The 14,532-nt window shown below is 61.8% G+C and carries 11 protein-coding genes and 2 tRNA genes; 9 read left to right on the top strand and 4 right to left on the bottom strand.

Annotated elements, in window-relative coordinates:
* The first annotated feature begins 167 nt into the window (after nucleotides 1-167).
* From gcvT to fxlM, 6 genes are all read left to right on the top strand, one after another.
* On the top strand, nucleotides 168-1,325 hold the full coding sequence (gcvT, locus tag A4R35_RS13435; RefSeq protein WP_112430164.1) for a glycine cleavage system aminomethyltransferase GcvT: 1,158 nt from the start codon (nucleotides 168-170) through the stop codon (nucleotides 1,323-1,325).
* 126 nt (nucleotides 1,326-1,451) lie between these two features.
* Entirely contained in the window at nucleotides 1,452-1,838 is a 387-nt protein-coding gene (gcvH, locus tag A4R35_RS13430; RefSeq protein WP_112434190.1) for a glycine cleavage system protein GcvH, read from the top strand.
* A 333-nt stretch (nucleotides 1,839-2,171) separates the two neighbouring features.
* Complete coding sequence (gcvPA, locus tag A4R35_RS13425; protein ID WP_112430162.1) at nucleotides 2,172-3,527, top strand: aminomethyl-transferring glycine dehydrogenase subunit GcvPA; 1,356 nt, start codon at nucleotides 2,172-2,174, stop codon at nucleotides 3,525-3,527.
* On the top strand, nucleotides 3,524-5,032 hold the full coding sequence (gene gcvPB, locus A4R35_RS13420) for an aminomethyl-transferring glycine dehydrogenase subunit GcvPB (protein WP_112430160.1): 1,509 nt from the start codon (nucleotides 3,524-3,526) through the stop codon (nucleotides 5,030-5,032). Before gcvPA ends, gcvPB begins: the two co-directional genes overlap by 4 nt.
* A 272-nt stretch (nucleotides 5,033-5,304) precedes the next feature.
* On the top strand, nucleotides 5,305-6,714 hold the full coding sequence (locus tag A4R35_RS13415; RefSeq protein WP_112430158.1) for an amidase: 1,410 nt from the start codon (nucleotides 5,305-5,307) through the stop codon (nucleotides 6,712-6,714).
* A gap of 38 nt (nucleotides 6,715-6,752) precedes the next feature.
* Nucleotides 6,753-8,108: a methyltransferase, FxLD system gene (gene fxlM / locus A4R35_RS13410; RefSeq protein WP_112430156.1), complete on the top strand. Its 1,356-nt coding sequence runs from the start codon at nucleotides 6,753-6,755 to the stop codon at nucleotides 8,106-8,108.
* Here the strand turns inward: fxlM and A4R35_RS13405 are convergent.
* Nucleotides 8,062-9,252, bottom strand: coding sequence for a potassium channel family protein (locus A4R35_RS13405; RefSeq protein ID WP_112430154.1), 1,191 nt, complete (start codon nucleotides 9,250-9,252; stop codon nucleotides 8,062-8,064). The two genes, fxlM and A4R35_RS13405, sit on opposite strands and share 47 nt — an antisense overlap.
* A gap of 542 nt (nucleotides 9,253-9,794) precedes the next feature.
* Here A4R35_RS13405 and rsgA point away from each other — a divergent pair.
* The gene (rsgA, locus tag A4R35_RS13400; protein ID WP_112430152.1) at nucleotides 9,795-10,793 is read left to right on the top strand and encodes a ribosome small subunit-dependent GTPase A; all 999 of its coding nucleotides are present in this window, start codon (nucleotides 9,795-9,797) and stop codon (nucleotides 10,791-10,793) included.
* A 336-nt stretch (nucleotides 10,794-11,129) separates the two neighbouring features.
* Here rsgA and selA read toward each other — a convergent pair whose 3' ends face one another.
* The 3 genes from selA to A4R35_RS13385 form a co-directional block, all read right to left on the bottom strand.
* Entirely contained in the window at nucleotides 11,130-12,503 is a 1,374-nt protein-coding gene (gene selA, locus A4R35_RS13395) for an L-seryl-tRNA(Sec) selenium transferase (RefSeq protein WP_112430150.1), read from the bottom strand.
* A gap of 181 nt (nucleotides 12,504-12,684) precedes the next feature.
* Nucleotides 12,685-13,116, bottom strand: a complete 432-nt coding sequence (locus tag A4R35_RS13390) for a type II toxin-antitoxin system PemK/MazF family toxin (RefSeq protein ID WP_052887442.1) — start codon at nucleotides 13,114-13,116, stop codon at nucleotides 12,685-12,687.
* Between the two features lie 115 nt (nucleotides 13,117-13,231).
* Nucleotides 13,232-13,462, bottom strand: a complete 231-nt coding sequence (locus A4R35_RS13385) for a hypothetical protein (protein ID WP_112430148.1) — start codon at nucleotides 13,460-13,462, stop codon at nucleotides 13,232-13,234.
* 325 nt (nucleotides 13,463-13,787) lie between these two features.
* Between A4R35_RS13385 and A4R35_RS13380 the strand changes: the two genes are divergently transcribed.
* A tRNA-Tyr gene (locus A4R35_RS13380) sits at nucleotides 13,788-13,871 on the top strand.
* Between the two features lie 186 nt (nucleotides 13,872-14,057).
* Nucleotides 14,058-14,129, top strand: a tRNA-Thr gene (locus tag A4R35_RS13375).
* The last annotated feature ends 403 nt before the right edge of the window (nucleotides 14,130-14,532 follow it).

Below are 14,532 nucleotides of genomic sequence, written 5' to 3'. Positions count from 1 at the left end.
GTGCGGTTTCCGGTCCGGGGTCGAGCGAGCTGGTCTGTGCCTGGAGCCAGCCCTGCCCTGTAGAAGGAAGAAGGCGATTCGACGCTGTCGGCAAAATCTGTTATAGTGGAAGCGTCAATCGGGCAGGCACACCAAGCCAAGCCTCGAACCTTGCCAAGGAGTCAACGATGACAGCAGAGCAAGCCGCAGCAGCTCCTCTCAAACGCACACCGCTCTATGAGCAGCATCAGGCCCTGGGGGCGCGCATGGTCGAATTTGGAGGCTGGGAGATGCCGCTGCAATACAGCAGCATCCTCGAGGAACATCGAGCCGTGCGCACGCGGGCTGGCCTCTTCGACGTCAGCCACATGGGTGAATTCCAGGTTGAAGGCCCGGAGGCGCTGCCGTTTCTCCAGTATTTGGTCCCGAATGATGTCGGGCGACTCGCCATCAACCAGGCGCTCTATACGACGCTCTGCCTGCCTACGGGGGGCGTCATCGATGACCTGCTTGTCTACCGTCTGGAGGCCGAGCGCTACATGGTCGTCGTCAACGCGGCCAACATTGCCAAAGACCTGGCCTGGTTCCAGGAGCAGGCCCAGCGCTTCAGCGCTCTCCAGATCGCAGATCGCTCACAAGCAACAGCCCTGCTGGCCCTGCAGGGACCGGAGGCCCAGGCCATTCTCCAGCCCCTGGCATCCGTTGACCTGGCGACGATTCGCTACTATCGCTGCCTGCCGGGCAGTGTGGCGGGGCTGGCCTGCCTGATCTCGCGCACCGGTTATACAGGCGAGGACGGTTTTGAACTCTATTGCGAGGCGGAGCAGGCCCCTGTGCTCTGGGAGCGCTTGCTCGCGGCGGGGAAAGAGCGTGGCCTGGTGCCCGCCGGGTTGGGTGCGCGCGATACCCTTCGTCTAGAGGCTGGCTATTGTCTCTACGGCCATGAGCTGACAGAGCAGACCAATCCTCTGGAAGCCGGCCTGGCCTGGACGGTAAAATTTGAAAAAGGTGACTTCATTGGCCGTGAGGCCCTGCTGCAGGTCCGCGAGCAGGGGCCGGCGCGCAAGCTCATGGGGCTGGAGATGGTGGAGCGCCGGGTGCCCCGTGGCGGCTATACTATTTATGACAGCGACACTGGCGGCGAAAGCGGAAGCAGTGGAGCTAACGGGCGGGCCATCGGTGTGGTCACCAGCGGCGCCCCCAGTCCAACGCTCAACAAGAGCATCGGCATGGGCTATGTCGAGGCAGCTCGCGCGATCCCCGAGCGCCTCGTGCAGGTCGAGATTGGCGATCGGCGCCTGGCCGCGCGCCTCGTGACTCTGCCGTTTTACAAGCGCCGCAAGTAAGGAGCTGGGCGCGCAGGCAACACCATCGTCAGGGACTGGACAAGCAAGAAGGCCCTGGCCTGCGCTGCGAGCTGACCAGGAGTGAAACGCTGATCAGAGCAGAAGGAGACAGAGGATATGGCGAGCCTGAACCATCCGGCTGACCTCAAGTACAGCAAAACCGATGAGTGGGTCCGCGTCCAGGGCGACCAGGCGACCATCGGCATCACGGACTACGCCCAGGACCAACTCGGCGACGTTGTCTATGTCGAAATCCCTCTGACACCCGGCCAACAGATAGGCCGCGATCAGAAGTTCGGCGACATCGAGTCCGTGAAGGCCACCTCAGAGCTGGTAGCACCGATCAGTGGCGAGGTCCTGCAGATCAATGAGCTGCTGAAGGATCATCCTGAGCTGGTCAATGAACAGCCTTACGGAGATGGCTGGATGTTGGTGGTGAAGCTGAGCAACCCGGCAGAACTGGATGATCTCATGACCGCTGAGCAGTACATTGCCTATCTCGAAGGGCGCTGACTGCCTGCCTGTCAGACTGCCTGACTAACTGAAACTTGCTCGCTCGCTGTGGCCCGCTCCGCCTATGCCGCTATTCTGCAGCTTCTCACTCGCCTACCTGCCACTCGATAGCCCTGTCTGCTAGACCAGCCACTGGGAGAGGCGAAGAGAGGGCGCGCAGCTGCAGCGTCGCCCGCGCTGGCGGGCCACCTTTGTCACAACTGGTCAGATGTCTGGATGTCCTGAGCCTTAGCCTGAAAGCAGAGCAGTCGATGGGGGATGCTTCAGCGGGCCAGTGAGCATCGAGTCTGACCACCCTGATTCCCAGTTCGTCGTTCGGGAGATGAAGTTACGATGGGATACATACCGAACACGCCCCAGGAGCAGCAGGCCATGCTTGAGCGCCTGGGCTTGCAATCGCTGGAGGACTTATTAGAGCCGGTGCCCGAGGAGGTGCGCCTGCGCCGTCCCCTCAATCTGCCGCCGGCCCTGGCCGAGCCAGACCTCAAGCGGCTGATGACGGGCATGGCGGCCAGGAACAAGAGCCTTGATCGGGTAATCTCCTTTCTGGGTGCCGGCACCTATGAGCACGCCATTCCCAGCGTTGTCCCGCATCTACAGCGGCGCTCCGAGTTTGTGACCTCATACACGCCCTATCAGCCGGAAGTCAGCCAGGGGATGCTGCAGGCCATCTACGAGTTTCAAACAATGGTCTGTCAGCTCACCGGTCTCGACATTGCCAATGCCTCCCTCTACGATGGGGCCACCGCTCTCGTCGAGGCCGTTTTCATGGCCCTTGGCCCCGGTGGTCAGGGAGAAGTAGTCGTCTCTGCCGGTGTTGATCCTCAATATCGCCGTGTTCTGCGCACCTACGCCCATGCGCGCGGCTTCAGCGTGCGTGAGGTAGCCACGGAGAACGGCGTCACCTCGCTGGCCGCTTTGGAGGCTGCCGTTGGGCCGGAGACCGTGGCCGTAGCCATCCAGCAACCGAATTTCTTTGGCTGTATTGAGGATGTCAAAGCTATCGAGCCGCTCGTGCATCGTCAGAGCCGCACCGTCTTTATCAGCGTCACCAGTGAGCCTGCCTCTTTTGGTCTGCTGGCCTCACCGGCGGAGTACCAGGCCGATATCGCTGTTGGCGAGCTGATGAGTTTCGGCAATCCGATGAGCTTCGGCGGGCCGGCCCTTGGTTTCCTGGCCGCGCGTGAGCGCTTCCTGCGCCTGATGCCAGGGCGTCTGGTCGGGCAGACCGTCGAGGAGGGCGGTGCCAAGCAGACCGGCTATGTACTGACGCTGCAGGCGCGCGAGCAGCATATTCGCCGTGAGCGCGCGACCTCCAATATCTGTACCAATCAGTCGCTCCTGGCTGTCGGCGCCACCATCTATATGGCGGCCCTGGGCAAGGAGGGCCTGCGCGAGCTGGCAGCTCTCTGTCTGCACAAGGCCCACTACGCCCAGCGCCAGATCAGTGCCCTGCCCGGCTTCGAACCTGCCTTCAGCAGTCCCTTCTTTGATGAATTCGTGATCCGTCTCCCGATCTCGGCCAGTCGCTTACAGGAGCACCTCTTGCAGTACGACATCATCGGCGGCTATGACCTGGGCCGCGATTATCCTGATCTGGCTGATCATATGCTCTTCTGCGTCACTGAGATGCGCACTCGCGATGATATCGACCGCCTGGTGGCGGCTCTCAAGGAGGTGGCAGCATGAGCGTAGAGCCGCTGATTTTTGAAAAAGGCGCCCCCGGACGACGCGCTGCGACGCTGCCAGCGCTCGACGTTCCTGCGGAGCCGCTGGAGAGTCTGGTGCCGCCCCATCTACTGCGCCAGGAGCCGGCCCCGCTGCCCGAGGTGAGCGAGATCGAGATCGTGCGCCACTATACCCATCTGTCGCAGCGCAACTTTGGCGTCGATACCGGCTTTTATCCGCTCGGCTCCTGCACGATGAAGTACAACCCCAAGCTGAACGAGGACATGGCCGCCCTGCCTGGCTTTGCCTTGCTCCATCCTTTGCAGCCTGAGAGCACCGTGCAAGGGGCGATCCAGCTGCAGTACGAGCTGGAGCAGTATCTGGCTGAGATCGCTGGCATGGCGCGTGTGACGTTACAGCCCTCGGCGGGTGCGCATGGTGAGCTGACCGGTCTGATGCTTATCAAAGCCTACCATGAACACCGCGGCGAGGGCCATCGCAATCTGGTGCTCATTCCCGATAATGCCCACGGTACCAATCCCGCCAGCGCTACCCTGGCTGGCTACCGTGCCGTCGAGATCAAGACCGATCCGGCGACCGGTGGCCTCGATATGGAGCGTCTGCGCTCGCTACTTGATAGCCAGGGGCGGCAGGTGGCGGCTATTATGTTGACCAATCCCAATACGTTGGGCATCTTTGACCGCAACGCTGTCGAGATCGCGCGTCTGGTGCATGAGGCGGGGGGGCAACTCTATTACGATGGGGCCAATGCCAATGCCGTGCTGGGCATCACACGCCCGGGCGATATGGGCTTCGATGTCGTGCATTTCAATTTACACAAGACCTGTAGTACCCCCCACGGAGGTGGTGGGCCGGGCGCAGGACCCATCGGCGTCAAAGAGCACCTTGTCCCCTTCTTGCCTGGTCCATTGCCGGCCAGAGACGAGCAAGGCAACTATTACTGGGCTGATCCGGGGCCGCTCTCGATTGGCAAAGTGCGCGCCAACACTGGCAACTTCGGGGTCCTCGTACGAGCCTACGCCTATATCCGCACCTACGGGCCTGATGGCCTGCTGCGTGTGGCCCAGAGCGCCATTCTCAATGCCAACTATCTGCGTCACGAGCTGGCGTCTGACTACGAAATCGCCTTCCCCCAGGTGCGGCTCTGCCAGCATGAGTTTGTCGCCACGGCTCAGCGCCAAAAGCAAGAGAGCGGTGTTACGGCCAACGACATTGCCAAGCGCCTGCTCGACTTTGGCATGTATGCCCCCACGGTCTACTTCCCGCTCATTGTCCACGAAGCGATGATGATCGAGCCGACCGAGACCGAGACGCGTGAGACACTGGATTACTTTATCAAGGTCATGCGTCAGATTGCTCACGAGGCGCGCGCCGATCCCGAGGTTGTCAAGACGGCGCCGCATACCACACCAGTGGGGCGGCTCGACCAGGCGTTGGCGGCGCGCCGTCCAAACCTGCGCTGGAAGCCAGGGCAGGAAGCGACCCACGGACTCGGGCAGCCGTAGGCTCCCAGAGCCAGGAGCGAGCGGAGCGGTCGCGCGGATAGAGTGGTCAGCCTCGCCTGCCTGCTCTACTGACCAGTGCTATCTGCGCGACTTCCTGTGTCCTGTCTGTCTGTCTGTCTGGCTGGCTGGAAGCCTGGGGGGAGGACGAGCTGTGAGTGAGGAGGGGGAGATTGGAGCGTGGCGGCAGATCCGCGCGTGGTACAATAGAAGGAAAGCGTGGCCGCCCATTGCCTGGGGCAAGCAGAATGCATTGCGCAGCATGAAAGGGAAGCATGCTCTATCGATCCATTCGCGAGCTGGCGGATGACATCCGCTCTGGAATGACTACCCCTGGAGAACTCGTCAGCGAGGCGCTGGAGCGCATCGAAGCTCTTGACGGTGAGCTACAAGCGTTTGTCACCGTGATGCGCGCTGCGGCCCTCCAGGCAGCCGAAGAGGCCGAGCGCGAGCAGCGGCGTGGCTTCTTCCGCGGCCCCTTGCATGGTATCCCCATTGCCGTCAAGGATCTTATTGCCGTGCGGGGAGAGCGCCTGACCGCCGGTTCGCGAGTATTGGCTGACTATGTGGCGCCCGAAGATGCGAGTGTTGTGGAGCATCTGCGACGGCACGGGGCGATCATCATCGGGAAGACCAACACCCACGAATTCGGTCTTGGCGTCTTCACGCCACCGACGCACAATCCCTGGAAACGCGACCATGTCCCTGGCGGTTCAAGCGGAGGCTCAGCGGTTGCGGTTGCTGCTTGTATGTGCGTCGGCGCCATTGGCACGGATACCGGCGGCTCAATTCGGATTCCGGCTGCCTGCTGTGGCGTCACCGGTCTCAAACCGACCTATGGTCGTGTCAGTTGTCATGGAGTCATACCGCTCTCGCGTTCGCTGGATCACGTTGGGCCGCTGGCGCGCAGCGCCGAAGACTGTGCCTTCATCTTCGATGCCATTGCCGGCTACGACCCGCGTGATCCCGAGAGCGTCTCTGGTCCTCCCTCGCGCTCTTCGGCGCTGCTCATTGAAGGACCCGAGGGACGGGGGCCACTCTCGCTGCAGGGTTTGCGGCTTGGTCTTCCGCCGGAGGACTTCGTCGCGCCCCTTGATCCGGAGGTACGTGCGGCCTGGCGGGCTGCTGTCCTCATCTTCCAGGAGGCTGGAGCCCATATCAGCGAGGTGTCGCTGAGCCGGCCCTCACTGGCGACCTTTCGCACTATCCAGCTGCCCGAGGCGGCCTTTGCCCATCGTGAGCGTGGCTGGCTCAGCGAGCGCGCAGCCCTCTATGGTCCCCTCACTCTGCGTCGTCTACAAGAGGGTGAGCGGATCAGGGCTGTCGACTATCTCCGCGCCCAGCAGGAGCGGCGCGTCTTCTCCACGCAGCTGCGCTCGGTACTGCAGCGAGTTGATGCGCTCGTGTTACCCGCCCAACCCATGCCGGCCATTCCCATTGCCCAGATCGATCAAGAGATTACTATTGAAGGCCAGCGCGAGGAGGCTACCACTGCCTCGCTGCGCCTCACGCTGCCCTTCAACCTGGCTGGTCTTCCCGCCGTAGCTTTCCCCTGTGGCTTTAGCCAGGCCGGCCTCCCGCTTGGCCTCCAGGTAGTGGGCAACGCTTTCGACGAAGCGACCGTCTTGAGAATTGCCCATGCCTACCAGCAGCTGACCGATTGGCATCGGCGAGATATTCCCTGACCAGCAGACAGGGAGGAAGGAAAGGAAAGGAGGGCCTTATGGAAGCTGGTCCGGTGCGTGGCCCTGATCCTGATCCGGTCCATCAGGGCGACCTGCGCCTGCCTCGGGACCAGCTGGAGACGCTGCAGCAGGCCCTTGTTGAGCACCTGAAAGGGCGTGGCTTCCTGCGCTCGGCTCGTATCGAGGCGGCCTTTCGCGCTGTCCCCCGGCATCTCTTCCTGCCAGGGGTTCCCCCCGAAGAGGTCTATCGTGACCAGGTCATCCCTCTCAAAGTCGTCGACGGCGTCTGTGTCAGCTCCTCTTCGCAGCCAGCCATTATGGCCATCATGCTGGAGCAGCTTGGCCTGGAGCCAGGTCAGCACGTACTGGAGATTGGCGCCGCCAGCGGTTACAACGCCGCCCTCATGGCCCATATCGTGGGTGAGAGCGGCAGCGTTGTGACGGTCGATATCGATGAGGAGCTGGTGGAGGGGGCGCGTGCCCATCTGGAAGCCGCCGGCTACCGACAGGTGCGGGTCATCTGTGGGGATGGCGCCCAGGGCTATCCACCCGCTGCCCCTTATGACCGCATCATTCTCACCGTGGCGTCGGGTGATATTGCCACGCCCTGGTACGAGCAGCTTAAGCCTGACGGGCGCCTGCTGCTCCCGCTGGTCCTCCGTGATACTCAGTTTTCCGTTGCTCTAGAGCGGCGAGGCGACTATCTTGAGAGCATCTCGGTGCGTTGCTGCGCCTTTATGATGCTGCGTGGCCCCTTCGCAGAGGCCGGGGGTATCTTCGCCCTCGGGCCAGGACCCGAGGCCGGCCCTGCGCTCCAGCTGCGCCTGAATAATTACCAGCCGGTGGATGTGGTGGCCCTCTATCGGGCCTTAACCGGTCCCTGGTACGATCTGCCTAGTGGCGTGTTTGCCAGCCTGCATGAGGTCCATTACGGTTTTAACACCTGGCTCTCCCAGCACGAGCCGGCAGCCTGTAGTCTCGTAGCTCAGCGCGAGCATTCAGCACTGGCCGAGCTACCCTGGCTCTTCAAAATCGCTGGCCTGGAGATACGCACCTCTATTGGAATCGTGGCCGACAATCAGATTGCCTTGCTCGCGCTGCCTCCGGGCTGGAGGCCGCCGGCCAGTGGCAATGGCCAAAGCGGCCAGGCCGCCTGTGAGATCATGGTGCGCTGCTTCGGTGGGGCCGAATACCTGGCTCGCCGCCTGCTTTCTCTGCTGCGGACCTGGGATACGGCAGGCCGCCCTGCCGGCTGGTTCCTTTTCCCAAGCGATGAGCACCTGCGCCTGCGGGTCTACCCGCTGCACGTTTCTGGCTTTGAGGAGCCGGGCCCTGAGCGCCTCATCTTTACCCGGCGCTGGTCTCGTCTGGTGATTGAACGCCTGACTTCATAGTCTCAAACTTCCTTTGCAGCGTGAGCATCTTACGCTGCCAGGCCAGCGTGTCCCGGCTGGCGGCCAGAGGTTCCCACGGGCTGGTCTGCCAGTCATCGATGACCTTCGCCGGCGCCCAGGCTGGCAAGGCCATTTCCAGGCGCCGTGCCAGACTCTGGATATACCGCTCGTAAAGCTGTCGTAACTCGGCTAGGCGCTGTTCGCGCTCTGGTGACACCTCCAGCCCCAGCTCCTCCAGCGCAGCCAGCAGACGAGCGCGCTCCTCGCCGGCCAGGCGGTCCTCGCCGGTGGGCCGCGGCTTCACATCGAAGACCTGAGCCAGGTCGACTGCGGCGTGGCGTGCGATGGCGAAGGTAAACCAGGCCGTCTGTGCTGGCAGGTCATCCAGATAGGCTATGGTCAACGCGCAGGTGTCAAGCAGCGTGGTCAAGGCAGCCAGCCATGACTGGCGTTCGTGCTGTGAGCGATAGTAGATGAGAACAGGGTAAGAGAGATGGCTCTCCAACAGCTCGGCAGCCCAACGTTCCCACTCGCGCAACAGTCGCACCAGCTCTGGAAACTGCTCCCCCTGGCTGTGGCGGCGTAGCAGCTCCAGGGCACTGGGGGGCGAGCCGGCATGGGCATCGAGCTGGGCGATGCTGGCCTCGCGCCGCGAGAAAGCCTGATAGATGACCGGTAGATAGCTGAGCACCAGAGCCAGGAAGCCAAAGCCCATACCAGCCTCAATGACTGTCACCAGACGCGGCAGACCCGCCGCCGGAGCGACATCGCCAAGCCCGAGCGTGAAGAAGGTGGTCCCGCTAAAGTAGAAAAGGGTACCCAGCGAGACCTGCTGCTCGGGCGCATGCACTGTCGTGCCCAGGCTCCATTGCAGCAGGGCGAAGCCACTGATTAAGCCTATGGCCCAGATTACCAGGAGGAATAAGAGCGAGAGCGGCCCGTATAGGCTCAAGTAATACTCGCGCCGCGCTCCATTGTGGATGAGATGAGCGGGTCGACGCCACAGCCACCAGCTCACTCGAAAGATCAAACGTGTCAGTCGAAAGCGGTGAGTGACACGTCGAGGCAATACTATAGCCTCAAAGGCATCTTGCAGAATAACGAGCACAAGCGTCACACTTCCAAGGCCAACTATCCAGGGCATACTACCACTCCTCTTCTAAGCAAGAGCTATGTCAACGACAGCTTGCTCTTACTCAGGCAAACCGGCCAGTCAATAAGCAATGCTGTTTCAGGCTAGCCCATGCGAGTGGGGAACGTCAATGTCTCCTGCCACTGGGGCCTGGCCGGCCAGCGGGAGGAGTGCGGGCGAAAAAGCAAACCGCCTGTCTATCTGGCAGGTAGGAACTGATCAGCTCTTGGGCAGGGAGGCTCGCCGTTGAGAGCGCAGTCCATTGACAAAGTGCCCGTCTCTCCTGTAATCTGTCTGGAGAGATAAAAAGGGCCTCTCTTCTCTGGCCTGCGCTGCGGAACGGGGGAGCCGAAGAGCAGCCATGACTGTCTCTTCTGTGCTCATCGACCATCATTGCAGGCCGGAAATCAGCGAGCTTCGCTGTCTCATCCCGCCTTGGGCACAGCATATCATGGCCTGGGGAGCCGGGAAGGCAGCCAATACGATGATAGATAGAAGATTGAGGGCGCTGAACGCTTGAGGGTGCTGAAGGAAAGAAAGCCAGCAAGTACAAGATGGAACTGCTGACCGGTATAGTGCTTAGCGGAGCACACGGCATCTATGAGGTCTATACCGATCAGGGCAAGCTGCGTTGCACACTCCGCGGCAAACTGAAGAAGGCCTTCGCCGAGGCAGCCCGGGGACGCAGCGTGCGCGGCAAGGCTACTGGTCCCCTGGCGCGTCAGCAGCGCGCGGAGGCAGAGGTGGCGACGTTGCCTTCGCGTCTGAGCGTCGGCGATCGCGTCAAGGTGCGGCGGCTTGATGCGGAGACTGGCCTGATTGAGGAGGTCTTGCCACGCCAGAGCGAGCTAGCGCGGCGCGATGTTGGTTCACGCGAGAGCAATCCGCGGGCGCAGACGCTGCTTGCTAATCTCGACCAGGTGGTGATTGTTTTTGCCACCACGCAGCCGGAGCCTCATTTTGGCATGCTTGACCGCTACCTGGCCATCTGCGAGCATGCCGAGTTGCACCCGATCATTTGCCTCAATAAGGTTGATCTGCCGCATGACAAGAGCGTCGAAGAGACTGCCGCCCTCTATCAGCAGCTCGGCTATACGGTTCTGTGGACCAGTTGTGAGACTGGGCAGGGCATCGAGCAACTGCGCGAGCTGCTCAAAGGACATATTACCCTCTTCACCGGTCCTTCTGGCGTAGGTAAGTCTTCGCTGGTCAATGCCCTGGAGCCGGGCATGGCCGTACGCACCGGCATGGTGAGCTCCGCCACCGGCAAGGGGCGTCATACTACAACCAGCTCGCAGCTCTATCCGCTCTCCAGCGGTGGTTGGCTGGCCGACTCCGCCGGCATTCGGGCCCTCGCCGCCTGGAACATCCCTGAAGAGGAGCTGGCGAGCTGCTTCGTTGAGTTCCGACCCTACCTGGGTGAATGCTTCTACTCCGACTGTCTCCACGTTGATGAAGACAACTGCGCCATCCGTCAGGCGGTCAAGGATGGCCTGATCAATGAACGGCGCTATCAGAGCTACGTCCGCATGCTGAAAGAAGAAGAGCGCTAAGGCCTGCCCTCAGTCAGCGCCTGACGAGAGGCGCAGCCGAGGCGTGAGGGCCAGAGAGCATGCCCGAGGAACGCAAACTTGTGACCGCGCTCTTCGCCGATGTTGCCGGCTGGCCCGCCTCGACCTGCTGCCAGCGCCGGCGCGCCCTCTATTGCAGATCGCCTTTGTGACCGGACAGATCGCTCCCCGGGCGCTTTACTGCGGCTCTGGATGATCTGCTGCTGCCCGGGCTGCGGTTGCTGAACCTGACGGAACCCTGGCCCGCGGCGAGCGCCTCCGCCTGCACGCGAGCGCCGCGCCAGCCAGCCGGGCTAAAGGGTGAAGAAAGTGGAGCACTCACATCCCGCGCAGACAGGCTATCAGCCCACTCAGCAGCTCCTCATCCTGTTCCTCCAGGACCGTCCGCGGATCAAGCAGGAGCGCATCGCGCAGGATGCGTCCCACAATCGGCACCGGGCGAGCGCGCAAGCGGCGCGCCAGCTCCTCCAGCGAGCAAGGCACCTCTCCCTCCTCCAGAGCCAGCAGGGCCGTGGGCAACGTCTCCCCCGGTAGCGATCCCCCGCCGATCGTTGACTCCCCAGAGCGCACGCTTGCCGCGAAGCCCTGGGCCCGCAAGGTTCGCGCCCAATGCTCCGCGCGCTCCTGCAAGCGCGCCAGCGGGAGAGCAATCATCCGCCAGATGGGAATCGCCTCCTCGGCCTCGCCGCGCTGGTAGTGGCGCAGCGTCGCCTCCAGGGCAGCCAGCGTCAGCTTATCCACCCGCAGCGCCCGCATCAGCGGATGCCTGGCAATGCGCTCCAGCAGCGCTGCGCGCCCCAGAATGATCCCCGCCTGCGGTCCGCCCAGTAACTTATCGCCCGAGAAGCAGACCACATCAACGCCCGCTGCCAGACTCTCCTGTGGCATTGGTTCATGCGCCAGCCCATAGCGCTCACTTGGAAGCAGGCAGCCGCTGCCCAGATCCTCCATGACCAGCAACCCATGGTCATGAGCCAGCCTGACCAGATCACCGATAGGTGTAGACTCCACGAAGCCCGTCAGGCGGAAATTGCTCGGATGGACCGCCAACAGCAGGGCAGTGCGCTCTGAGATGGCCGCCGCATAATCGCTCAAGCGGGTGCGGTTGGTCGTGCCCACCTCTACCAGCAGGCAGCCGCTCTGGCGCATCACATCCGGCACACGGAAGCCGCCGCCGATTTCCACTAACTGCCCGCGAGAAATAATCACCTCGCGGCCCGCCGCCAACGTTGACAGGCTTAACAAGACCGCGGCGGCATTATTGTTCACCACCAGCGCCGCCTCAGCGCCGGTCAGCTCACGCAGCAAAGCGGCAGCGTGCACCGAGCGAGAGCCGCGCTCGCCGGCCTCCAGATCGTACTCCAGATTAGCGTAGCCGTGGGCCACGGTCTGTATTGCCTGGAGGGCGGCAGCGCTCAAAGGAGCACGACCCAGGTTAGTATTAATAATCACGCCGGTGGCATTAATGACCGGGCGAAGCGAGGGCTGGAGCGTCGCCGCGAGCCAGCGGCGGGCTGCCGAAAGCAGCTCGGAGGGTGAAGGGCAAGAAGCGCCCTGGCGGAGCGCGGCGCGAGCCTCCGCCACCACCTGGCGCAGAGCGCGCGTCGCCAGAGGGCGCCCGAACTCAGCGCTTAGTTGCAGCCCCTCGGGTGACTGCAACAGAGCGCTAATCGAAGGAAGAAGACGCAACATTGCAGCATCCTCAACAGAGAAGAAGAGAGTGCACAGCAATCCAGTGCCGCGACGAATCGGGGCGAAGCCTTGCAGGGACGGGACGGAGCGCACTCAGTCAGGCTGAAGGCTGAGCGCAACCTGCTTTGCTCACACCCTTCCACGCTTGCTCACGTGCACACAGGCAGTTGCGTCCTCGACGTCAATGCAGAGAATAATACATCGTAATGCCCAGGCTATTGGCGATCTTCCCCATAATCGCGTAGAGATCGGCATCGTGGAGGCGGCAGATCGCGTATTGATCCGCGAGCAGCGTGCGCAGAACGGGATAGAGCAGCTCCGTTTTCACCAGGCTATCGGTATCCAGAAGAGGATAATCGCGTTTCAAGAGCAGATGGTGATAGGGACGGAGCTTACCCCGATAGGACGTTAGCGCGACCACATTGACAGCGCCGGCGTGGCGGCAGAACGGCTCAGCGGAGACCACCAGCGCCGGGTGCCAGTCCAGGATGCGCTTCTCCTCGATGCCGGGGGGAAGGGCGGGATAGCCAAAATTCACCCAGTATACCATGCCGAACTGCACAGGCGTATGATACGTCAATGCTTCAGGCGGCAACTCTGGTGGATGAGGCATAGCGTTTTATCCAGACACCCTACCTTGACACATCACGTGATAAATTGAGATGGTGCTCAGTAACGAGAATGATACCACAAAAAGGGCCAGCGTGCATCTGGCGCCGGGTGAGCCATTACCCTAAGCGGTGAGCGGAGACGGCGGAGGTGCGGCTGGAAGTATCGCCGCTTTCGCGCTGGGCATAGAAGCAAGCGCTGGTGAGGGACCAAGAACGCTCGACCAGGCTCAGGCGCTCCTCGCGTTCCTCCTCACTTTCCTCCAGGAGGGCCTGAGAGATCAGCTCCATCTCCTGCTGATACTGCTCAGCGAGCAAAGAAGAGCGCTTGAAGTCGCAATTCGTTGCCATAGAGAATACCTCGTTCCTTCTTCCTTCCTTCGTCCTGTTCCGTCCTGACCAGAAGACAGCGCCCGGCACCGTTAGGCCCAGGCCGAGCTGCTGCAGGCTGGCGCGAGGGTCACACCCGTGCTGGTGGGGAAGCGCATTTTCTTCGACGCAGGAGATTATACCAGCAAAACTGGCCTGCGACAATGGCAGGCCCCCAGACTTTCCTAAGCCGCTATGCTCTTCGCCAACCTTCCCAGAAAAGTGCTTGACATCATCTGCCCCGTCAGCTATAATGGTCACGTCAGCCAAACAGCGAGTGGCTGGCAACAACTGAGTGGCTTCGCGTGGGCAGTTTCCGGAGCGGTCAAACGGGGCTGACTGTAAATCAGCTGGGAAACCTACGGGGGTTCGAATCCCTCACTGCCCACCAGCGCAACAACGGCATGCCTCGATCAGAGCGTACGCTCAGATGAGGTGAGCGCGTGAGAGAAGAGGCGGCTGCAGGGCAGCGGTGCACCTGGGCGCGCGTGGAGAAGGTGAGTGAGCGGTAAAACAGTGGCTGAGTGAGGGGAGAGATAGCCCGCCGCCTGGTGTCAATGCGCTGATGATCTGTCTGGCCCGTGTGGCGCAGCGGTAGCGCACAGTCTTGGTAAGACTGTGGTCATGGGTTCGATTCCCATCACGGGCTCCCGTGGTTTCTGATGATGCCTTGCTGCTTTCTGAGGCATGCATCTTCACGAATATCCGCGTCGGATCTTTCTACGTTTCGCTGCCGTCTTCTGATACCGTCGCCGCTTCCCTCCTTCTTCGAAGATTCTTTCCTCTCCTGGTGGCTTGCGTCAATAACCATCCTGAGCAGAGGCGAGAATCCGAAAGGGCGAGAGAAGTCAGGCTGGATGCCAGACCGGTCTGTTCGCTCGGTCGCTCGCTCGTCAATCCGCCTGACCTGAAGAGAACCAAGAGGATACTGAATCGAGCAGAATGCACGACGCAGGAGACGGCTGCTGCATGTCTAGCGCTGGTCGCTCTTTTGTTATCTCTTCATCATATTGCACGAGTACGGTCGAATTGCAGGAGGAGCCTTTGAGGTT

It is taken from the genome of Thermogemmatispora tikiterensis, assembly GCF_003268475.1.
GTDB classification, from domain to species: domain Bacteria; phylum Chloroflexota; class Ktedonobacteria; order Ktedonobacterales; family Ktedonobacteraceae; genus Thermogemmatispora; species Thermogemmatispora tikiterensis.
The sequence above is the reverse complement of the archived record's forward strand: the minus strand, read 5'-3'. Positions and strand labels throughout refer to the sequence as shown.